This window comes from Macrococcus epidermidis (genome assembly GCF_024205965.1).
GTDB lineage: Bacteria > Bacillota > Bacilli > Staphylococcales > Staphylococcaceae > Macrococcoides > Macrococcoides epidermidis.
In genome coordinates this window covers 802614-823643 of sequence record NZ_CP073819.1, presented here as the reverse complement: position 1 = coordinate 823643, position 21030 = coordinate 802614, and the positions used below count along the sequence as shown (strand labels likewise).

Genomic DNA, 21030 nt, shown 5'->3' with positions numbered 1-21030 from the left:
TAAAAAAAATGCACTTCTTATAATAAATTATAAAAAGTGCGTTAGTTTTTATTTTGAATCAAAATTGTAATGAAAACTATTGAATGGCCAGTAGCGTAATGCAACTTCTCCGACCACCTGTTCCTCTTTAATTAAACCAAAATAACGACTATCTTTACTTACTTCACGATTATCACCTAATACTAATAAGCTACCTTCTGGTATCTTATTTTTCCCATTTGCATTTACTAGATCTTTAACTCTAAAATTTTCAGTTAATAATATATTTGTTTTTGCTACTTTATTTTCTTCTAGATATGGTTCATCTACTTTTTTGCCATTAACATATAATTGGTCATCTTTGTACTCAACTGTATCACCAGCATTACCGATAACACGTTTTACATAGTCTGCTTTTTCATCTGCATGGAAAACAATCACATCTCCATTGTCAATATTTCCTAATGTGTAACCAATCTTGTTCACGATAACTTTTTCACCGTCTTTTAAAGTAGGATCCATTGAATCTCCTTTAACGGTATACGTTACAAATAAAAATTGATTAATTACAAATATTAGAGCTACTGCAACTGCTATCGCAATCAACCATTCTACGATTTCCTTTTTCAAATTGCCACCTCTTATTTTTTATTCTGCCAATACGTATATATCACTTTTCCTAACATCTGATTTCGACTGATACATCCATATGTTCTTGAGTCAGTACTATCATCTATATTATCTCCAAGAACTAAGTAACAATCCTGCGGAACAGTACGATATTTTCTCATCTTATCATCTAGCAATAGCTGCATCGACGCATCACTGTATCTTGACTTCTTTCCATTAATATAAAGCGTGTTCTTAGATATTTTTATGTAATCACCCGGCGTTGCAATAATACGTTTTATCATAGTTTCATTTTCATTCAGTTTAAAAAAGTATACATCATCTATTTGCGGTTCAATTATAATATCAATGAATTGATTGACGAGTACGCGATCACCATCATGATATGTAGGTTCCATTGAATGACCAGCAATTATATAGTTAGAAATAAAAAAAGAACGTAATAACATGATAAAAATCAGTGAAAATACTAACGAAAAGACAATACTTTTAATTTTCATCGTTTGGCCTCGTTATGTGTAATACTCCTTTCAATAAGCTTTCCGATCATCCATAAAATGAATAAAGCTATAGCTACAATTATACTCTTTTTCGGCTCTCTAACAAAGGAATATATATCGTTACCGATAAAACTTAATATGAATAGCATTACTGCTTTTCCACTTAAAACAGCAATAAGATATTGTTTCAAGGGTATTGTACTCAACCCAGCGACAACGTTTATCACACTTGATGGTGTAAAAGGAAAACACAATAAAATGAATAACGGCATGACACCTTTTTCATCAATACGTCTAATGAATTTCAAAGTATGAGGGTGGTTATTGAGGTGTCTCAGAAATTTGTGTTGTCCGTATTTCCTTATTAATAGAAATACGATATATGCACCACAAAAAGCACCCAACCAAGTAATAATAAACCCCCAAAAAAGACCATATGTATTTACATTAACAACTGCAAATAAAGCAATCGGTAATATCGGTAAAAATGCTTCGATAAAAGGTAGTAAGAATGCAATGATGATACCAAATGATTCAAAAGTATCAAAGTATCCTTTGATTGCTTCTTCACTAAAATACTGCATTATAAAATCCATAACGCCACCTACTCTCATCTCATTTTATCGAAATTAAAGAAAAAGTGCATTAAAAAAGCTAAGGCAATACACCTTAGCTCAATTAGACAACGATATTATTTATTTAAGCGTGCTTCAAGTTCAGCTTTTTTATCTTCGAATCCTGGTTTACCTAATAATGCGAACATATTTTGTTTATATGCTTCAACACCAGGTTGATTAAAAGGATTCACACCTAATAAGTAGCCACTCATCGCTACACTTAATTCGAAGAAATAAACCATATAACCAAACGTGAATGCATCCAGTTGTGGTACTTCAACTACCAAGTTTGGCACACCACCATCACTATGCGCTAAAATTGTACCCTGGAATGCTTTCGTATTAACAAAATCTAATGTTTTACCTGCTAAGAAGTTTAATCCATCTAAATCATTATCATCTGCTTCAATCGTGATATCCGCTCTTGGATTTTGTACTTTCACAACTGTTTCAAAAATATCACGACGACCTTCCTGAACATATTGTCCTAATGAATGTAAGTCAGTAGAGAAGTTGGCACTTGATGGATAAATACCTTTAAAGTCTTTACCTTCAGATTCACCGAATAATTGTTTCCACCATTCATTGAAGTACTGAAGGCTCGGCTCATAGTTGATTAACATTTCGATTGTGTAACCTTTATTATAAAGAACATTACGAATAACGGCATATTGATATGCAATATTTTCTTTTAAGCTATCTGAACCTAAATCGATACGCGCTTGATCTGCACCTTGCATCATTGCTTCAATATCATGACCACTTGCTGCAATCGGTAATAATCCTACAGCTGTTAATACTGAGAAACGTCCTCCCACATCATCAGGTACAACAAATGTCTCATATCCTTCAGTTGTTGCAAGTGATTTTAAAGCGCCTTTAGCTTTGTCAGTAGTCGCATAAATTCTAGACTTCGCGTCTTCTTTACCGTATTTTTCTTCTAATAATTTCTTAAATACACGGAATGCTACAGCAGGTTCAGTTGTCGTTCCTGATTTTGAGATAACGTTAACTGAGAATTCTTTATCTTTTACATATTCGATTAAGTCGCTTAAGTATGAAGAAGATAATTGGTGGCCTGCAAAGATGATTTGAGGTTTACCTTGTTCAGTTTTTAAATGATCAAACGATTTGTTTAACATTTCAATCGCTGCACGCGCTCCTAAATAAGACCCGCCGATACCGATAACTACCAGCACTTCACTATCAGACTGAATCTTTTTCGCAGCAGCCTGAATACGTGCAAATTCTTCTTTGTCATAATCTTTCGGTAAGTTCACCCATCCTAGAAAGTCGCTACCTGCACCTGTTCCATCATGAATTGTGCTATGTACATCCTTAACAATCGACTGCATTTGCTCTAATTCGTGCTGACCAAAAAAAGTTTCAGCTGTACTGTAATCAAATTTAATATGTGTCATCATAAATCCTCCTGTTTGTAAATTCACATTTATTGTACTCTAACCAAACATACATCTCAATGGAATCGCATTTTGTAAGCGTATACATATTTATAAAATTTAAATTTTTATGACATTTGATTCTTTCTTAGAATACTTGTTATAGAGCACTTAAATAATAATTAAACAAAATTATTATTCTATAATTATGCACTTTTATGAATAAAACACTTGAAATCAATTTTCTATTCTGCTATCTTTATATGTATATTAATTCATAATATCAAATATTTATTATAAAGGAGTTTTTATTTATGGCAAAAGAAAAAGTTGTACTTGCATATTCAGGAGGTTTAGATACAAGTGTTGCTATTCAATGGCTTATTGAAAAAGGTTATGATGTCATCGCTTGTTGTCTAGACGTTGGCGAAGGTAAAGACCTTCAGACTGTAAAAGAAAAAGCTCTTACAGTTGGAGCAATTGAATCCATTATGTTAGACCAGGTAGAAGTTTATGCACAAGATTATTTAAGCTATGCGATTAAAGGTAATACTTTATATGAAAATACATATCCTTTAATTTCTGCCCTTAGCCGTCCACTTATCGCTAAAGAACTTGTAAAAGTTGCACATCAGTTCGATGCGCAATATATCGCACATGGTTGTACAGGAAAAGGAAATGACCAGGTACGTTTCGAGGTTGCAATCCATAGTTTAGATCCGAGTATAAAGACGTTAGCACCTGTGCGTGATTGGGGATTTAGTCGTGAAGAAGAAATTGAATACGCTAAAGTACATAACATCCCGATTCCAATCAATCTTGATTCACCGTATTCTATCGATCAAAATTTATGGGGAAGAAGTAACGAATGTGGTATTTTAGAAAATCCATATATAGAACCACCAGAAGATGCCTACGAATTAACAAAGTCACCCGTTGATGCTCAAGACAATCCAGTTTATCTCGAAATTACGTTTAAAGACGGACTGCCAACTGCAATCGATGGAGAAAACTTACCATTACATACACTGATTAAACAACTGAATAAAATAGGTGGGGAACACGGCGTCGGTAGAATTGATCACGTTGAAAATAGACTTGTCGGTATTAAATCTCGTGAAGTGTATGAAGCACCAGGTGCTATGATTATTATTAATGCCCACCAGGCTTTAGAAACAATAACGCTTACGAAAGATGTGCAACACTTTAAACCATATGTTGAACAACAATTTGCAAACCTCATCTATAATGGACTATACTTCTCTCCATTATCAGATCATATTAGAAATATGCTCAATGATATGCAGCAATATGTAAATGGAAAAGTTAAAGTTAAACTGTATAAAGGTAATATTACTGTTGTTGGACGTACAAGTGATAACTCACTATATAATGAGAAACTCGCAACATATACAAAAGAGGATGCGTTTAATCAACAAGCAAGTGTCGGCTTTATTGAAATATACGAATTACCTACAAAATTAGCAACAGAGGTTTACAGAGGTGATTTTAATGAGTGATGCATTATGGGGAGGACGCTTTGAAGCATCCATGGATGCGCTCGTTGAGAAATTCAATCAGTCTATCGATGTTGATCAGGCTCTATTTTATGAAGATATTGAAGGCAGTATTGCTCATGTTACAATGCTTGGTGATAGTAATATCTTAACGCATGATGAAACAAATCAAATTAAAGAAGGACTCGAATCACTTAAGGTGGATCATCAAAACAATACACTTACTTTTTCATCAAAGTATGAAGATATTCACTTGAATATTGAACATCTGTTAACCGAAAAAATTGGGCCAGTTGCCGGAAAACTGCATACTGGGCGTTCACGTAATGATCAGGTGGCGACAGATATGCATTTATTTACTGTGAAAAAAGTGAAGTTAATGATTGATGCGCTCACAAAACTTCAGCAAAGTATCCTTCATGTTTCAGAAGATAATATTGAAGTCATTATTCCAGGCTATACACATCTACAACGTGCACAACCGATACTATTATCACATCATTTGATGAGTTATTTCTGGATGTTACAACGTGATAAAGAAAGATTAGAGGAAAGTCTATCACGTATTAATATCTCACCGCTTGGTTCAGGTGCTTTAGCAGGAACTACTTATCCAATCAATCAGCAACAGACTGCTGAACTATTAAACTTTGATCACATTTACCCAAATAGTATCGATGCAGTAAGTGATCGAGATTATATTCTTGAGACAATGAATAATATCAATCTAATCATGATGCATCTATCCAGATTATCAGAAGAAATCATCATTTGGTGTTCTCATGAATTTAACTTTATTACGTTGAGTGATGCTTATTCTACAGGATCATCTATTATGCCTCAAAAGAAAAATCCTGATATGGCAGAACTCGTACGTGGCAAATCCGGAACAGTCGCTGGCAATTATATTGGTATGCTAATGACACTTAAATCATTACCGCTTGCCTATAATAAAGATTTACAGGAAGATAAGAAATCATTCTTTGACTCAATTGAGACTTGTTTAGATAGTTTAACAATTTATAGCGGCATGATCGATACAATGCAAATTAATAAAGAAAATATTTCAAATACGCTTGAACAAGACTTTTCAAATGCAACTGAACTTGCTGATTACCTCGTCGGATTCGGTATACCATTTAGAGAAGCACATGCTATAACAGGTAAACTCGTCGCTGAATGTATAAAAGAGAACATATATTTAAAAGATGTTTCGTTAGAAAGATACAAAGCAATTCATCCTGAAATTAATGATGAAATTTATATAATATTAGCTCCAAAATCTGCCGTTGAACGAAGAACAAATTATAACGGTACAAGCACGCAATCAGTTTTAGCACAAATAAAACAAGGCAAGTCTAAGTTAAATTAGACTCGCCTTGTTTTTATTTTTCATTTGAAATACGTTCGTAAACGTCCGGGTAATTTGTGAATACACCATCGACACCATAATCATTTAAACGTCGCATATCTTCTTCTTTATTAACTGTATAAGGATGTATTTCAAAACCAATTGATTTTAGTAATGCTGTATTTTCTTTCGTTAAGTCCTGAAAGCTTGGACCAAAGCCATCAGCATATGTTTTAATTTGACGCAATGTTGCTTCTGTTGCTGAAGACATAAATCCTTTACTTGTTAATTGTACCAAAGGAACATCTGAATTGAGTTGATGCATTTTTAATAAACTCTCGCTTGAGAATGATTGTACTAAAACATGTCCTTGTTTTAAACGCCCTTTTTTAAGTAAACCATGTTGATCTAGCACTGCTAATAAAGCTTCTTCCATTCCAGGGTAAACGTCCGGTGACTTCGTTTCAATATAGTAATTAGCATTTTTCCCGTATCTACTGATCACTTCATCCAATGTTGGTACTTGAGCGCCAACATATGCTTCATTTGCATACTCAGGATACTTTTCATTAAACCATGAGCCAGCATCTAGTTGTTTAATTTCCGCTAATGTATGGTCTTTAACTAAACCTGTACCGTTTGTCGTACGATCTAACTTTTCATCATGCAATGCAATTAAATGACCATCTTTCGTCATTTGTAAATCAATCTCAATATAATCTGCACCAATTTCATAATGCCCTTTGTCATATGCAAAGAACGTGTGTTCAGGTGCGTAACCACTAGCTCCACGATGTGCAACATTCATAAATTCTTCGTGTTTCAACGTTTTTGCATTGACTGAAAGTGGTGTAGTTAAAGTAATACCTAATAAAGTAGCAATGATCACTCGAATTGTTTTCCTCATTGTATAACCTCCGCAAAATTTAATTAATGTAACAAATAAATTTTAATAGAAGTTAATCAATAAATGTGAATTAAGAAATAAACTTTAGAATTTTTACATTTAGCTTACAAAATTAATCAAAAATCTAAAAAAAGAAAGCCTATGTTAGGCTTTCAAAGATTTATAATGCGGCTTGATAAATTGCCATAATATCTTCTTTTTGAAGTTTATAGAAGTTACCATAAGGTCCATAGATTAAAGTTTTCTCTGCAAATACTTCTAAGTCTTCTTCTTTTACCCCAACTTCGGATAATTTCGTTGGTGCACCAAGAGAAGTCCAGAAATTAGAAATCGCATCAATTCCGAAATTAATTTTCTCTTCATCAGATAAACGACTATCGACATCAAATACATCCTCAGCAAACTTAACGAATCGCGCTGGAGATTTCTTGCTCACATAACGCATCCATTCCGGGAAGATAATTGCTAATCCGACACCGTGTGGGATATCATATACAGCACTAACTGCATGCTCTAAATTATGTGTCGCCCAGTCCCCAGCATATCCTAATCGCATGAAACCATTTAATGCAACTGTTGCGCCAAGCATTGTTGTCTCACGTGCTTCGTAGTTTTCAGGTTGTTCCATTGCTACAGGACCAGCTTTCATGATTGCTTTCATTACCCCACTGATCATCGCATCTCCGATTTCAGTATTTGACGCTTCATTGAAATATTGCTCCAGTAAATGACTCATACTATCGATAATACCATTTGCTGTCTGATTTTTAGGTAATGTATATAGTAATTCTGGATTTAACAAGCTAAATTTAGGAAATACAAGTGGAGAACCCCAACCAAGTTTTTCATTTGTTTCCCAGTTAGTTATCACACTACCTGAATTCATTTCTGAACCAGTAGCTGAGATTGTAAGAATCGTTCCAAAAGGAACTGCACTTTCAACAGTTGCCTTTCTTGTAACAATATCCCAAGGATCAACATCACTTGTTGAAGCAGCAGAGATTAACTTAGTACCGTCAATAACTGAACCCCCACCTATTGCAACAATAAAGTCAATATTGTTATCTTTTACTGCCTGCACACCTTTTTTTACAGTTGAAAGACGTGGATTTGGTTCAATACCAGCAAGTTCAAACACATTGTAGCCTTCTAATAATTTGATAACACGATCATAAAGACCTGTTTTCTTAATGCTACCTCCACCATATGTTAATAAGATGTTCTTACCCTCAGTAAATTTTTCAATCATTTGTGGTAATTGGTCAGTACTCTCTTTACCAAAGACTAAAGTCGTTGGATTTTGAAATGTAAAATCGTTCATTTTTTATAATCTCCTTTCTATTTGTGTTTATTGTATTAGAAATATTCGATTTTTGGTATTTATTCGACTTAAAAATGACTCTTTACATAGAATATCCAATTTCAGTCCACTTTTTTATTTTGAAATTGGTGATTCCCCAATTTCAGTCCACTTTTTTATTTCGAAATTGGTGATTCCCCAATTTCAGACTACTTTTTTCTTTCGAAATTGGTGATTCCCCAATTTCAGACTACTTTTCTCTTTCGAAATTGGTGATTCCCCAATTTCAGAACTTATTAATAAAAAAGACACACCCATAAAAGAGTGTGTCTCAATAATCTTATGCCCATCCACGGTAACGTACAGCTTCTGCTGTACGTTTAATACCTACGATGTATGCTGCTAAACGCATATCTACTTTTCTAGCTTCTGCTAATGAATAAACATTATCAAACGCTTTAACTAATTTTTCACGTAATTTTTCATTTACTTCTTCTTCTGTCCAGTAGTAACCTTGGTTATTTTGTACCCACTCGAAGTAAGATACAGTAACACCACCAGCACTTGCTAAAACGTCTGGTACAAGTAAGATACCACGTTCAGTTAATATCTTAGTTGCTTCTGGTGTAGTTGGACCATTTGCTGCTTCAACTACGATTTCAGCTTTAATATCATGTGCGTTATCTTTCGTAATTTGGTTAGAGATTGCTGCTGGTACTAAAATATCACAATCTAACTCAAATAATTCTTTGTTTGTAATTGTATCTTCAAAAAGGTTCGTTACAGTACCGAAGCTGTCACGACGGTCTAATAAATAGTCGATATCTAATCCGTTTGGATCATGTAATGCACCATGTGCATCAGAGATACCTACAACTTTAGCACCCATGTCATATAAGAATTTCGCTAAAAAGCTTCCTGCATTACCGAAACCTTGTATAACAACACGTGAGTCTTCAATTTGTTTTCCACGACGTTTCGCCGCTTCTTCAATCGCAATTACAACACCTAATGCAGTAGAACGGTCACGTCCTTGTGATCCACCTAATACAATCGGTTTACCTGTAATAAATCCTGGAGAGTTGAACGCATCCATCATGCTATATTCATCCATCATCCAAGCCATGATTTGTGAGTTTGTAAATACATCCGGTGCAGGAATATCTTTTGTTGGTCCAACAATTTGAGAAATTGCACGTACATAGCCACGTGATAAACGTTCTACTTCGTGAATACTCATTTGACGTGGGTCACAAACGATTCCACCTTTACCACCACCATATGGTAGATCAACGATACCGCATTTTAAAGTCATCCACATTGATAAAGCTTTAACTTCATCTTCGTCAACATCTGGATGGAAACGAACGCCACCTTTAGTAGGTCCTACTGCATCGTTATGTTGTGCACGGTAACCTGTAAAAGTTTTTACTGTTCCATCATCCATCTTAACTGGAATACGCACTGTTAATAAACGTAAAGGTTCTTTAACTAGATCGTACATTCCTTCATCGAAACCAAGTTTATCCAATGCTTCATGAATTATATTTTGTGTAGATGATACTAAACTTGTAGTGTTTTCTGACATGTTATTCGCCCTCTTTTTCATTCTTAAGTACTTCAATTTTTATTGTAACATATTTAAAATCTTTTAAAAGCCCTTTTTGAAAACGCTACCATTTATTTTTCGAATACAGATTTAACTTTTTCAATCGCCCAGTCTAAATCTTCTTGAGAAATGATTAATGGTGGCGCAAAACGAATTACAGTATCATGTGTTTCTTTACATAATAAGCCTAATTCTTTTAATTGTTCACAATATGGACGTGCATTTTCAGTTAATTCAACACCGATAAATAATCCTTTACCACGAACTTCTTTAATAATTGGATTGTCGATTTCTTTTAATTTAGATTGGAAGTATTCCCCTAATTCTAAAGAACGTTCAGATAACTTCTCATCAACCAGAACATCTAAAGCTGCCATTGAAACTGCACAAGCCAATGGGTTACCACCGAATGTAGAACCGTGGCTTCCTGCATTAAATACTTCTAGAATTTCTTTATCTGCTAATACACATGAGATAGGGAATACTCCGCCACCCAATGCTTTACCTAAAATGTACATGTCTGGCACTACGTTATCCCAATCAGTAGCAAACATTTTACCAGAACGTCCAAGACCAGCTTGAATTTCATCAGCGATAAATAATACATTGTTTTCAGTACAAAGATCACGAACTTCTTTTAAGAATCCGTCTTTTGGAATATTGATTCCTGCTTCACCTTGAATTGGCTCAAGTAATACTGCAGCTGTATTAGGTGTAATTGCTGCTTTGATTTGTTCAATATCACCAAATTCAACTAATTTGAATCCACCTAATAATGGACCGTATCCACGTTGATATTCTGCTTCACTTGATAAAGATACTGCAGCCATCGTACGACCATGGAAATTACCTTTCATTGCGATAATTTCAGCTTGATCTTTTGCTACACCTTTAACATCATATGCCCAACGACGTGCAGCTTTAATAGCAGTTTCAACAGCTTCAGCCCCAGTATTCATAGGTAATACCATTTCTTTACCAGCAAGCTTACAAATCTTTTCATACCAAGGACCTAATTGATCACTGTGGAATGCACGTGAAGTTAAAGTAACACGATCAGCCTGGTCTTTTAATGCCTGAATAATTTTAGGATGACGGTGCCCTTGGTTAACTGCTGAATAAGCAGATAACATATCCATGTATTTATTCCCTTCAGGATCCTTTACCCATACTCCTTCAGCTTCAGAGATAACGATTGGAAGTGGGTGATAGTTTGGTGCACCGTAATGATTTGTAATTTCAATGATATCTTGTGATTTAGTCATTATTATTCCCCTTTTTACAATTTTTTATAAAAGCAGTAGTGAATTCACACTACTGCTTTATTAAATTAATTATTTGATTGTTAAAGTACAAACATCGAAATTAAAGCATTTCTGAAGTTGTTTTACCTTGCATGTGAAGTACTAAGTAATCAGGTCCACCAGCTTTAGAGTCTGTACCTGACATTTTGAATCCACCAAATGGTTGGTATCCAACAATCGCACCAGTACATCCACGGTTGAAGTATAAGTTACCTACATGGAAGTCACGACGTGCTTCTTCTAAATGTTCACGATTATTTGTAATGACTGCACCAGTTAAACCGTAGTCAGTATCGTTTGCAAATTTAATCGCTTCTTTGAAATCTTTTGCTTTAGCAATTCCTACAACAGGACCAAAGATTTCTTCCTGCATAATACGATCATCATGTTTAACATCTACAAATACAGTTGGATTCACGAAGTTACCAACAGACTCTTCTGTCGTTCCTCCAACTAATAATTTACCTTCTTGTTTACCAATTTCAATGTATTCTTTAATTTTATTTAAAGATTTTTCGTCGATAACAGGTCCCATGAAGTGTTCGTTCGTTTCTGGATTACCTACAGTTAATTTTTCAGTTTTTTCTTTTACTTTTGCAACAACTTCATCATAAACATCTTCTAATACAATTGCACGAGAACATGCAGAACATTTTTGACCTGAGAATCCGAATGCAGATTTAACAATTGATTCAGCAGCTAACTCTAAATCAGCTTCGCTATCAACAACGATCGTATCTTTTCCACCCATTTCAGCGATAACACGTTTTAAGTTTAATTGACCTTCGTGTACTTTTGCTGCGCGCTCATAAATATGAACACCAACATCACGTGAACCTGTGAATGAAATGAAACGTGTGTCAACGTGATCCACAATGAAGTCTCCAATATCACGGCTTGAACCAGGAATATAGTTTACTACACCTTTAGGCATACCCGCTTCTTCTAAAACTTCTACGAATTTATATGCAACTACAGAAGTGTTTGAAGATGGTTTTAATAATACAGTATTACCTGTAACGAGTGGTGCTACAGTAGTTCCTGCCATAATCGCTAATGGGAAGTTCCATGGTGAGATAACAACACCAACACCTAATGCGATGTAATCATATCTATTGTATTCACCTGGACGGCTTTCAACTTTAACACCGTCTTTTAAACGTAACATTTCACGCGCATAGAATTCTAAGAAGTCAATACATTCTGCAGTATCAGCATCTGCTTCATTCCATGGCTTACCAGCTTCTTTAACTAAAAGTGCTGAGAATTCCATTTTTCTGCGACGAATAATCGCTGCTGCACGGAATAAGATATCTGCGCGCATAGCTGGATTAGTTGATCTCCAAGTTTCAAATGTTTCTTTTGCAATAGCCATAGCTTTCTCAGCATGTTCTTGAGTTGCTTGAGATACATGACCAATAGTTTCTTCTCTATTTGAAGGATTGAAAGAACGTAATTTGTTATCAGTCATTACACGTTCTCCACCAATTACTAATGGATAATCTTCTCCTAAATATGCATTTACTGTTTCTAAGCCTTTTAACATCGCTTGTTTGTTTTCTTCGACGCTAAAATCTGTGAATGGTTCGTGTTTGTACGAAATCATTACATTGCCTCCTCTTTGTTTGTTTAATAGAAAACCCTTACATACTATATAATGACTAATTTTAAGAAATACTTCAACCCTTAATACTTAAATTTTGCAAAATAATTTTTTATGCACAAACATGCATAAATTAAAGAAAGAAACCACTGTACTATTGTAGTTTTTTTCCCTTTTCTACCCATTCTGGCAGTTTTTCTCGTAACGATTCGAAACCAATATTTTCTGGTTGTTTAAGTTCTTCAAGTACTGATTTCTTTTCCTTTTTTCGTTCCTGACGTTTAAAATAATCGTTTTCTTTTAAAGATAAATTTAATTTACCATCTTCAGAAATGTCGAGAATTTTCGCTTTAACAATTTGACCCACTGAGAGAAATAAATTTAAGTTGTGGACATAATCATTCATCACTTCAGAAATGTGTATTAATCCCTCTGTATGCTGATCAGTCTCAACAAATGCTCCATATGGTTGTATGCCTGTCACTTTAACTTTAATAAACTGTCCCTTTTTGTACTTTTTATTCATCATATTTATCCCTCATTTTTAATATCATTATTTTACCATAAAAATGAGTATAAAAAAATCATGTAGCTAGTAAGTTGCTACACGATTTCACAAGTTGCACGTAATTTATAAATTTCATTTAAAATATCTTTAATTTCTTGTTTATCAGGTGACTGTTCAAAACTATGCATGAAAATTTCTGATATTCTCTGAATTGTTTCGTCAATAGATAATTTTTGATGTACGATATCCATTATTTCGTAATATTCCATATCTCCTTGAGAAGCATCTTCAAGTTGCATCGGGTTCCAGTTGTTTAAAATTTTGTACATTGCTATATTAAAATCTGGATTCATGGCGTTCATCCTCAAGTTTTCGCATCACTTCAGCTTCAAATATTTTAAACTTTTCTTCTTGTTTCAGTGAATTTCTTTTAAACATTTTAAAAGAAATATACGCAAGTGTCATAAAGAATATTAATGATAACACTGCCGGGACATATTCCCACTTATTTTCCGGAAAATATAAAAATTCCATCATCATGCATCACCCCTAATCTAATAAATTATTATATCATTAAAAATTCACAAAAAAAGAATAAGTCATGAACATTTCATGACTTATTCCAGGTCGTCGACAAAGCGTTTAGACGCAAGCAAACTGGAAACAATGCTAAAAAATCGCTCTTTGATTTTGAATGCTTTGTTGAAGTTTGCCTAGCGTCTGCTTTGAAGACGCCGTTTATCCAGGTCGTCGAACTTGCGTTTAGTGCTAAGCAAAATAAAAAACTTTCCTATAAATCGCTCTTTGATTTAAGGAAAGTTTTGTTTTTGTCGAAAGGACTGCAAGTGAGACGCCGTTTATCCAGGTCGTCGACAAAGCGTTTAGCCCTATGCAACATTTATTTTAATACGTTAATCTTTTCAATCACTACGTCTTCTACCGGCTTGTCTTGTGGACCAACCTGAACATTAGCGATTGTTTCTAATACATCAAATCCTTCAACGACTTGACCAAATACTGTATGCTTTTGATCTAACCAAGGTGTTCCACCAACTTCAGCATATTTATCAACAATCTCTTCTGGCCATCCACCTTGTTTTAATTGTGATAACATTTGAGCTGGTACTTGTTTCATCTGAACGATGAAGAATTGAGAGCCATTAGTGTTTGGCCCAGCATTGGCCATAGATAAAGCGCCATATAAGTTGAATGCTTCCATAGAAAATTCGTCTTCAAACTTATCTCCGTAAATACTCTCTCCACCCATACCAGTGCCAGTTGGGTCTCCACCTTGAATCATGAAATCATTAATAACACGGTGGAAGATAATACCTTCATAATATCCTTTTTCGGATAACTGAATAAAGTTTTCAACTGTTTTTGGTGCAACTTCCGGGAATAATTTAATTTTCATTGTTCCTTTTGTTGTTACCATTTCTACTAAACGTTCATTTTCTGAAATTTCTGTATTTAATTGCGGAAAATTAGTCATTTTTAAGCTCCTTCATGATATGATTATTACCATAATATATTAACACAAAAAGGATGAGAAATATGTATTTTAGACTTATGCACAAATCTGGTATTTATATTGTAGAGAAAGTTCAGGAACAGCCAAATGGTGTTCTGGTTAGCGTTGAAAGTGTTATCACCCACCCAATGCAGGGAGATTTGCATAATAGAGGAGAGGTTGAAAATGTATTTTTCCATGAACGTAAAGCACTCTCTCATAAAGAAAAACGTATCGTAGATGAAAATTTACTGAAACCTTATACAAATGAAATACTCCCATATGTCGATTCATTAATTCAGGCAGTATCAAAAATGGAGCAAAAATTAATGAGCGAAGACACTTCATTTAATAGGAAAGCGCTCGAAACATTAACAAATTTAAAGCATGATTATGAACGTCAGTACAAGTTTTCTTTCCCGGAATAAAAAAGTGACAATTATATGACGATTTTTTAATTTTAATCTGTTTCTTCTTATTTAAGGAATAGATGATACGTTGTCATCGAATTAAACCATTAGAAATAAATCCGTGTATTTTTCTTGTATAATAAAATATTAAAGGAGGTTTTAAGATGACTTTATGGATAGTATTGCTGCCATTTATAGCAGCGTTATTTCCAATTATTCTACAGAAACAACTTCGTACTATTCTTACGGGTTGGTTTGTACTACCCATTCCTGTAATTGCTTCAATATTCTTTATGAGCAAATTATCTTCATTAGGCCAGACATTATTTGAAAAAAATAACTGGATGTCACGTGTAGGATTAAATTTAAACTTTAAAATAGATGGCATTAGTTTACTTTTTGCTCTACTTATTTCTGTGATAGGTATGCTCGTAGTATTCTATTCTATTTCATATCTTAGTAAAAGAGAGGAACTTGGAAAGTTCTATACATATTTATTGTTATTTATGGGTGCAATGTTTGGTGTTGTACTAAGTGATAATATTTTAGCGCTTTATATGTTCTGGGAACTAACAAGTATTTCAAGTTTCTTATTGATATCATTCTGGTATTTTAAAGAAAAATCAATTCAAGGAGCTTTGAAATCGATGTTAATCACCGTCTTTGGTGGTTTAATGTTACTTGGTGCTATTGCCATCTTAGTAAGTATTACGCACACGACTTCAGTAGATGCAATGATTCAAAACGCAAATATAATTCAGCATCACAAATTATTTCCGTTAGCTATCGTATTAATCTTATTAGCAGCATTTACTAAATCAGCTCAGTTTCCATTTCATATATGGTTACCAGATGCTATGGAAGCACCAACACCTGTCAGTGCATATCTCCATTCAGCGACAATGGTTAAAGCCGGTATTTATCTTGTAGCAAGATTTACTCCTATTTTTGCAGTCAGTAATATGTGGACAAACAGCTTAATCTTTATCGGCTTATTCACAATGTGTTTTGCATCGATGAAAGCTGTTAATCAGAAAGATCTAAAAGGAATTCTTGCATTCAGTACAATCAGTCAGCTGGGACTCATTATGTCTTTACTTGGATTTGGCTCATTTGCACTAAAAAATAATCATAATGAACTTTTCATTATTGCAGTTACGGCTAGTGTGTTCCACATTTTAAATCATGCTTCATTTAAGGGTGCGCTATTTATGGCAGTCGGTATTATCGACCATGAAGCAGGATCACGTGATATCCGTAAGCTTAATGGATTACTCACATTAATGCCTGTAACGTTTACAATTGCAGTGCTTGGCTTATTAAGTATGGCAGGTGTTCCACCTTTTAATGGCTTCTTAAGTAAAGAAATGTTTATTACATCTGTATTAAATGCAGTAAATAGTAGTTTCTCAGGCCAACCAATACTTTCAAGTATTGCATTAATACTCATGTTTATAGGAAGTATGTTTACTTTTATATACTGTATAAAGTTAATCATCGATATATTCTTTGGCTCCCCTAAAGATAATTCAACTGAGAAAGCGCCACACGAAGCTCCAAAGTTATTACTCGCTTCACCTATAGTATTAATTAGCATCATGGTTGTGATCTCACTTGTTCCAAATATGTTTTTACCATTACTGAGCGCTGCAACAAACAGTATATTAAATCAATCTGTTCATATAGAGCATATTCATCATTTTCATGGATTTAATGCACCACTATTTATTACATTAGCTATCATTATTTTTGGTGCACTACTTGTTGCTACATTTAAATATTGGGAAAAAATATATACTATCTTGCCTGCTCAATTCAGCCTGAATAGAGGTTATGATATGTTACTTGCACAATCACAAAAGAAAAGTAAGATGATTAATCAGTTTTTAGTGTTAAGAACAATTCGTTTTAGTATGTCTGCAATACTGCTTACGCTTATCATCATGACGATCTATGTATTTATTAATAATCCGATTCATATTAATTTTGAGTCGCTCGGTTCAATCCAGCCATATGAGTTGATTCTCGTTGGCATCATATTAATTGCGATTGTTATGATCTTAAAATCAAAATCACGTTTATTTAGTATTATCATGCTCAGTGCTATCGGTTATTCAATTGCTTTATTATTCGTATTCTTCGATGCACCAGACTTAGCGTTAACACAATTAGCAATCGAAACAATTTCAACCGCATTATTCTTAATGTGTTTCTATCATCTGCCACGTCAGTATCGCCATGAAGAAAGTTCAAGATTTAAAATTTCGAATTTTGTAATTGCATTACTTTCTGGTATTTGTGTCACAATCATTGCATTAGCAGCATATAGTAACAAATTTTATCCATCCATTGCAGAATACTATATTAAAAATGTATATGAACTTGCTGCAGGAAAAAATATGGTCAACGTAATTTTAGTAGATTTCCGTGGATTTGATACATTATTCGAATCAAGTGTACTAGGAATAGCTGGTATAGGTATCTATACATTAATTCGATTAAGACAGAACAGAGGTGATAATAATGAAAAAGCAAAATAATGATGTTATTTTACAGTTTTGTACACTTGTTGTCTTCTTTATTATTATCACTTTTGCCTTTGCCATATTTATGGGTGGTCATTACACACCAGGCGGAGGATTTGTAGGAGGACTACTCATATCATCTGCTCTTCTTATTATTTTAATCGCGTATGATATTAAAACTTTACAACAGATTATTCCTATTGATTTTAAAAAGGTCATCGCTATCGGTTTAATGTTTTGCTATGGTACACCGTTAATCAGTATTCTACAAGGCAAGCCGTTTTTCACACATACGTTTGGCGACCTGCATTTACCGCTCCTGGGTGAACTACATCTTCATACTGCAGTATTATTTGACACTGGAGTAATGCTTGCCGTAATTGGAACGACTTTAACGATAATATTAACGATTGGAGAGAATGAATAATGGAAATATTAATCATTATATTAAGTGGCATACTTGTTACTTGTGGAGTATATTTGATTCTCTCTAAAAGTTTGCTCAGAATTATTATCGGATCATCTATCATTTCTCATGCAGTCAATTTAATATTACTTACGAGTGGTGGCTTAAAAAAAGGTGCATCACCCATCTATGAAGAGGATCAGCATTTTTATACAGATCCAATTCCACAAGCTTTAATATTAACAGCAATTGTAATTAGTTTCGCTGTTACTGCATTTTTCTTAGTACTAGCTTTTAGAAGTTATAAAGAATTAGGTACTGACAATGTATCTGATTATAAGGGGGTACCTGAAGATGAGTAATTTAATTGTATTCCCTATTATTATTCCTGCAATAACCGCAATAATATTAATTTTTATCGGAAAACAACCTATTATTAAAAGAATGGTAGCTTTTTTTGGTACTTTAATAACATTTTTTGTTGCACTTTATCAGTTTATACAGGTCTTTAAACACGGCACAATATATTTAGAACTCGGTAACTGGAAAGTACCATATAGTATTGTGCTCGTTTCTGATATGTTATCTGCACTTTTAGTGCTAACAACAACATTAATTACGTTGATTATGATCTATTATTCATATCAATCTATTGGTATCGATCGTGAAACCTACTACTATTATACTTCCGTAATGTTTATGCTAACTGGTTTAAATGGTGCATTTACAACTGGAGATATCTTTAACTTATTCGTATTCTTTGAGGTATTCTTAATTAGTTCATATGTATTGATGATTATCGGAGGAACGAAGATACAATTACAGGAAAGTATAAAATATATCCTTGTAAATGTTACGAGTTCAGCATTTTTTGTACTCGCAATCGGTATGCTGTATTCAGTTATCGGCTCATTAAACATGGCTGATATGAGCAGCAGAATTGATAGTCTTGAAAACCAAAATATCATTGTAATCTGTGCGATACTATTTATTTTTGTATTTGCTACAAAAGCAGGAATGTTTCCTTTATACTTCTGGTTACCTGGCGCTTATTACGCTCCACCAATACCAATTCTTGCTTTATTCGGCGCATTACTTACTAAAGTCGGTGTTTATGCATTATACAGAACGTACAGTTTATTCTTCAGTCAGTCTGGAGAATTCGTGCACAACATACTCCTTATATTAGCACTTCTCACAATTATATTTGGTTGTATCGGAGCACTTGCTTATCGTGATATGAAGAAAATTATCATCTATAATATTATGATAGCTGTGGGCGTGATTATCGTGGGACTTGCAATTTTTACAAAAGAAGCTACAATTGGCGGCATTTATTACTTAATTCATGACATGATTATTAAAGCGAGTTTATTTATGCTTATCGGTATCATTATGAAAGTTACGAATGAAACAGACATTAGAAAGATTGGTGGTCTTATAAAAGATTATCCGCTGCTTGGCTTTACGTATTTTATTGCAGCCTTATCCCTTGCAGGTATTCCACCATTAAGTGGTTTCTACGGAAAATACTTTATCGTAAAAGCAGCGATGAATGAAGGATATGTGATGACTGCTATCATCGTATTAATCAGTAGTTTAGTCGTATTATATTCAGTGATCAATATCTTTTTACAAGTTTTCTATGGTACTGGTGAAAAATACATAAAACCTGCAATCAACAAGATGATGTTTGCGGCAGTATTGATGACAGTTCTCGCAGTATTATTCGGGGTTATGAGTGACGCGCTATATCCTGTCATTGAAAAAGCTGCATTATCAATTCATTCACCAGAAACTTATGTCAAAGCATTAGGGGTGAAATAATGGCGATTCAAATGATTATACATACAGGACTAGTCATACTATGGTGTATCTTAACTGGTTCTGTATCTTTCGGTAATATGTTACTAGGTTATTTATTCGGACTCATAGGGATATATATCATGAGACCATTTTTACCTGGTGGGTTTTATCTCATTCCATTCTTAAAAGTGCTACGTTTAATCGTAATATTTATTATCGAATTATTTAAAGCAAATATCAGTGTTTTAAAAATCGTTATTGCACCAAAAATCGATATACAGCCTGCATTCTTTATGTATCCAACCGATTTAAGAAAAGATTGGGAAATCAGTTTATTATCTTTACTGATTACGTTAACACCAGGAACCGTCGTTGTAGCAGTGAGTGATGATAAAAGCAAGCTTTATATCCATGCAATTGACTTCAGTGATTTAGATTCAGAAATAGATGGCATTAAGCATTCTTTTGAAGATGCGATAAAGGAGATTGGATTAACATGACAATAGAATTTACCAATATTATCATCATTATCGCATTGATCATCGTTTCTTTATCGATGCTCGGTATATTATACCGTGTCATTAAAGGACCAACTTTAGCCGACAGAGTTGTTGCACTTGATGCTTTAGGTATCTCTCTCATGGCTATGATTGCTCTATTCTCTGTACTGTTAAATACTAAATATTATATAAGCATCATTATGCTACTTGGCGTACTTGCTTTCTTAGGAACAACTGCTTTTGCGAAGTTTATAGAGAAAGGAGAAATCGTTGAATATGATCGACACAATCGTCATCGTCATTAGTATGTTCTTTATTATTATCGGTGCATTGCTGACAGTAATAAGTGCTATCGGTTTAATCCGCTTACCAGACGTGTATACTCGTGCACATGCTGCCAGTAAATCTTCAACGCTTGGTGTTATGTTTATGATGTTCGGCGTATTTCTTTACTTTTTAGGTCGAGATCATCATTTTGAACCGACATTGATTCTCGCAATTCTATTTATATTCTCTACGGGACCGATTGGAGCTCATTTAATTATGCGCAGTGCTTATTATTCTGGTACTGCTTATACAAATTCAACTGTTAGAGATGACCTTAAGAATGCAGAATAGTAAGGTTAAAATTTAAAATAAATAAGCTGA

The 21030-nt window shown here is 34.0% G+C and carries 23 protein-coding genes; 10 read left to right on the top strand and 13 right to left on the bottom strand.

The window, feature by feature from the left end; translation table 11 throughout:
• Positions 1-48: 48 nt before the first annotated feature.
• The 4 genes from lepB (KFV12_RS04470) to KFV12_RS04455 form a co-directional block, all read right to left on the bottom strand.
• Positions 49-609: a signal peptidase I gene (gene lepB / locus KFV12_RS04470; protein WP_254257398.1), complete on the bottom strand. Its 561-nt coding sequence runs from the start codon at positions 607-609 to the stop codon at positions 49-51.
• An 11-nt stretch (positions 610-620) separates the two neighbouring features.
• A complete protein-coding gene (gene lepB, locus KFV12_RS04465) occupies positions 621-1109 on the bottom strand; it encodes a signal peptidase I (RefSeq protein WP_111714365.1) in 489 nt (162 codons plus the stop codon).
• Entirely contained in the window at positions 1106-1705 is a 600-nt protein-coding gene (locus KFV12_RS04460) for a TVP38/TMEM64 family protein (RefSeq protein ID WP_111714364.1), read from the bottom strand. The genes lepB (KFV12_RS04465) and KFV12_RS04460 overlap by 4 nt, the downstream gene beginning before the upstream one ends.
• A 95-nt stretch (positions 1706-1800) precedes the next feature.
• Positions 1801-3147, bottom strand: coding sequence for a glucose-6-phosphate isomerase (locus KFV12_RS04455; RefSeq protein WP_254257397.1), 1347 nt, complete (start codon positions 3145-3147; stop codon positions 1801-1803).
• Positions 3148-3440: 293 nt separating this feature from the next.
• On the opposite strand from KFV12_RS04455, the gene KFV12_RS04450 reads away from it, so the two are divergent.
• Together KFV12_RS04450 and argH are read left to right on the top strand one after the other, a co-directional pair.
• Positions 3441-4646, top strand: coding sequence for an argininosuccinate synthase (locus KFV12_RS04450; RefSeq protein WP_111714362.1), 1206 nt, complete (start codon positions 3441-3443; stop codon positions 4644-4646).
• Entirely contained in the window at positions 4639-6015 is a 1377-nt protein-coding gene (gene argH, locus KFV12_RS04445) for an argininosuccinate lyase (RefSeq protein WP_254257396.1), read from the top strand. Before KFV12_RS04450 ends, argH begins: the two co-directional genes overlap by 8 nt.
• Before the next feature lie 13 nt (positions 6016-6028).
• Here the strand turns inward: argH and KFV12_RS04440 are convergent, their stop codons facing one another.
• The 9 genes from KFV12_RS04440 to KFV12_RS04400 form a co-directional block, all read right to left on the bottom strand.
• The gene (locus KFV12_RS04440) at positions 6029-6901 is read right to left on the bottom strand and encodes a glycerophosphodiester phosphodiesterase (protein WP_254257395.1); all 873 of its coding nucleotides are present in this window, start codon (positions 6899-6901) and stop codon (positions 6029-6031) included.
• A 160-nt stretch (positions 6902-7061) separates the two neighbouring features.
• On the bottom strand, positions 7062-8222 hold the full coding sequence (locus KFV12_RS04435; protein ID WP_240838074.1) for an iron-containing alcohol dehydrogenase: 1161 nt from the start codon (positions 8220-8222) through the stop codon (positions 7062-7064).
• Between the two features lie 319 nt (positions 8223-8541).
• On the bottom strand, positions 8542-9789 hold the full coding sequence (locus KFV12_RS04430) for a Glu/Leu/Phe/Val family dehydrogenase (RefSeq protein WP_254257394.1): 1248 nt from the start codon (positions 9787-9789) through the stop codon (positions 8542-8544).
• A gap of 92 nt (positions 9790-9881) precedes the next feature.
• Positions 9882-11075, bottom strand: a complete 1194-nt coding sequence (locus KFV12_RS04425; RefSeq protein WP_099580466.1) for an ornithine--oxo-acid transaminase — start codon at positions 11073-11075, stop codon at positions 9882-9884.
• A 100-nt stretch (positions 11076-11175) separates the two neighbouring features.
• Positions 11176-12720 carry an L-glutamate gamma-semialdehyde dehydrogenase gene (gene pruA, locus KFV12_RS04420; RefSeq protein ID WP_239242303.1) on the bottom strand — a complete coding sequence of 515 codons (1545 nt, stop codon included), beginning with the start codon at positions 12718-12720 and terminating at the stop codon, positions 11176-11178.
• A gap of 151 nt (positions 12721-12871) precedes the next feature.
• Positions 12872-13243, bottom strand: coding sequence for a S1 domain-containing post-transcriptional regulator Ygs (ygs, locus tag KFV12_RS04415; protein ID WP_096078102.1), 372 nt, complete (start codon positions 13241-13243; stop codon positions 12872-12874).
• Positions 13244-13320: 77 nt separating this feature from the next.
• A complete protein-coding gene (locus tag KFV12_RS04410) occupies positions 13321-13578 on the bottom strand; it encodes a DUF1871 family protein (protein ID WP_170122427.1) in 258 nt (85 codons plus the stop codon).
• On the bottom strand, positions 13562-13762 hold the full coding sequence (locus tag KFV12_RS04405; protein WP_111715502.1) for a hypothetical protein: 201 nt from the start codon (positions 13760-13762) through the stop codon (positions 13562-13564). The genes KFV12_RS04410 and KFV12_RS04405 overlap by 17 nt, the downstream gene beginning before the upstream one ends.
• A 361-nt stretch (positions 13763-14123) precedes the next feature.
• Positions 14124-14717 (bottom strand): peptidylprolyl isomerase, encoded by a 594-nt coding sequence (locus KFV12_RS04400; RefSeq protein WP_111714355.1) that lies wholly within the window; start codon positions 14715-14717, stop codon positions 14124-14126.
• 62 nt (positions 14718-14779) lie between these two features.
• On the opposite strand from KFV12_RS04400, the gene kapB reads away from it, so the two are divergent.
• From kapB to mnhG, 8 genes are all read left to right on the top strand, one after another.
• Entirely contained in the window at positions 14780-15163 is a 384-nt protein-coding gene (gene kapB, locus KFV12_RS04395; protein WP_254257393.1) for a sporulation phosphorelay system protein KapB, read from the top strand.
• Positions 15164-15309: 146 nt separating this feature from the next.
• The gene (locus tag KFV12_RS04390) at positions 15310-17685 is read left to right on the top strand and encodes a Na+/H+ antiporter subunit A (protein ID WP_254257392.1); all 2376 of its coding nucleotides are present in this window, start codon (positions 15310-15312) and stop codon (positions 17683-17685) included.
• Positions 17669-18097, top strand: coding sequence for a Na(+)/H(+) antiporter subunit B (locus tag KFV12_RS04385; RefSeq protein WP_111714352.1), 429 nt, complete (start codon positions 17669-17671; stop codon positions 18095-18097). The genes KFV12_RS04390 and KFV12_RS04385 overlap by 17 nt, the downstream gene beginning before the upstream one ends.
• Positions 18097-18438: a Na(+)/H(+) antiporter subunit C gene (locus tag KFV12_RS04380; RefSeq protein ID WP_096077027.1), complete on the top strand. Its 342-nt coding sequence runs from the start codon at positions 18097-18099 to the stop codon at positions 18436-18438. The genes KFV12_RS04385 and KFV12_RS04380 overlap by 1 nt, the downstream gene beginning before the upstream one ends.
• A complete protein-coding gene (locus KFV12_RS04375; RefSeq protein WP_133422737.1) occupies positions 18431-19903 on the top strand; it encodes a Na+/H+ antiporter subunit D in 1473 nt (490 codons plus the stop codon). The genes KFV12_RS04380 and KFV12_RS04375 overlap by 8 nt, the downstream gene beginning before the upstream one ends.
• Complete coding sequence (locus tag KFV12_RS04370) at positions 19903-20382, top strand: Na+/H+ antiporter subunit E (RefSeq protein ID WP_111714350.1); 480 nt, start codon at positions 19903-19905, stop codon at positions 20380-20382. Before KFV12_RS04375 ends, KFV12_RS04370 begins: the two co-directional genes overlap by 1 nt.
• Entirely contained in the window at positions 20379-20687 is a 309-nt protein-coding gene (locus KFV12_RS04365) for a Na(+)/H(+) antiporter subunit F1 (RefSeq protein ID WP_111714349.1), read from the top strand. The genes KFV12_RS04370 and KFV12_RS04365 overlap by 4 nt, the downstream gene beginning before the upstream one ends.
• The gene (gene mnhG / locus KFV12_RS04360; protein WP_111714348.1) at positions 20659-21000 is read left to right on the top strand and encodes a monovalent cation/H(+) antiporter subunit G; all 342 of its coding nucleotides are present in this window, start codon (positions 20659-20661) and stop codon (positions 20998-21000) included. The genes KFV12_RS04365 and mnhG overlap by 29 nt, the downstream gene beginning before the upstream one ends.
• The last annotated feature ends 30 nt before the right edge of the window (positions 21001-21030 follow it).

Coding starts and splice junctions, on each gene's coding strand:
- lepB (WP_111714365.1), bottom strand. CDS start 1,109: ATGAAAATTAAAAGTATTGTCTTTTCGTTAGTATTTTCACTGATTTTT.
- KFV12_RS04460 (WP_111714364.1), bottom strand. CDS start 1,705: ATGGATTTTATAATGCAGTATTTTAGTGAAGAAGCAATCAAAGGATAC.
- KFV12_RS04455 (WP_254257397.1), bottom strand. CDS start 3,147: ATGACACATATTAAATTTGATTACAGTACAGCTGAAACTTTTTTTGGT.
- KFV12_RS04450 (WP_111714362.1), top strand. CDS start 3,441: ATGGCAAAAGAAAAAGTTGTACTTGCATATTCAGGAGGTTTAGATACA.
- argH (WP_254257396.1), top strand. CDS start 4,639: ATGAGTGATGCATTATGGGGAGGACGCTTTGAAGCATCCATGGATGCG.
- KFV12_RS04440 (WP_254257395.1), bottom strand. CDS start 6,901: ATGAGGAAAACAATTCGAGTGATCATTGCTACTTTATTAGGTATTACT.
- KFV12_RS04435 (WP_240838074.1), bottom strand. CDS start 8,222: ATGAACGATTTTACATTTCAAAATCCAACGACTTTAGTCTTTGGTAAA.
- KFV12_RS04430 (WP_254257394.1), bottom strand. CDS start 9,789: ATGTCAGAAAACACTACAAGTTTAGTATCATCTACACAAAATATAATT.
- KFV12_RS04425 (WP_099580466.1), bottom strand. CDS start 11,075: ATGACTAAATCACAAGATATCATTGAAATTACAAATCATTACGGTGCA.
- pruA (WP_239242303.1), bottom strand. CDS start 12,720: ATGATTTCGTACAAACACGAACCATTCACAGATTTTAGCGTCGAAGAA.
- ygs (WP_096078102.1), bottom strand. CDS start 13,243: ATGAATAAAAAGTACAAAAAGGGACAGTTTATTAAAGTTAAAGTGACA.
- KFV12_RS04410 (WP_170122427.1), bottom strand. CDS start 13,578: ATGAATCCAGATTTTAATATAGCAATGTACAAAATTTTAAACAACTGG.
- KFV12_RS04405 (WP_111715502.1), bottom strand. CDS start 13,762: ATGATGGAATTTTTATATTTTCCGGAAAATAAGTGGGAATATGTCCCG.
- KFV12_RS04400 (WP_111714355.1), bottom strand. CDS start 14,717: ATGACTAATTTTCCGCAATTAAATACAGAAATTTCAGAAAATGAACGT.
- kapB (WP_254257393.1), top strand. CDS start 14,780: ATGTATTTTAGACTTATGCACAAATCTGGTATTTATATTGTAGAGAAA.
- KFV12_RS04390 (WP_254257392.1), top strand. CDS start 15,310: ATGACTTTATGGATAGTATTGCTGCCATTTATAGCAGCGTTATTTCCA.
- KFV12_RS04385 (WP_111714352.1), top strand. CDS start 17,669: ATGAAAAAGCAAAATAATGATGTTATTTTACAGTTTTGTACACTTGTT.
- KFV12_RS04380 (WP_096077027.1), top strand. CDS start 18,097: ATGGAAATATTAATCATTATATTAAGTGGCATACTTGTTACTTGTGGA.
- KFV12_RS04375 (WP_133422737.1), top strand. CDS start 18,431: ATGAGTAATTTAATTGTATTCCCTATTATTATTCCTGCAATAACCGCA.
- KFV12_RS04370 (WP_111714350.1), top strand. CDS start 19,903: ATGGCGATTCAAATGATTATACATACAGGACTAGTCATACTATGGTGT.
- KFV12_RS04365 (WP_111714349.1), top strand. CDS start 20,379: ATGACAATAGAATTTACCAATATTATCATCATTATCGCATTGATCATC.
- mnhG (WP_111714348.1), top strand. CDS start 20,659: ATGATCGACACAATCGTCATCGTCATTAGTATGTTCTTTATTATTATC.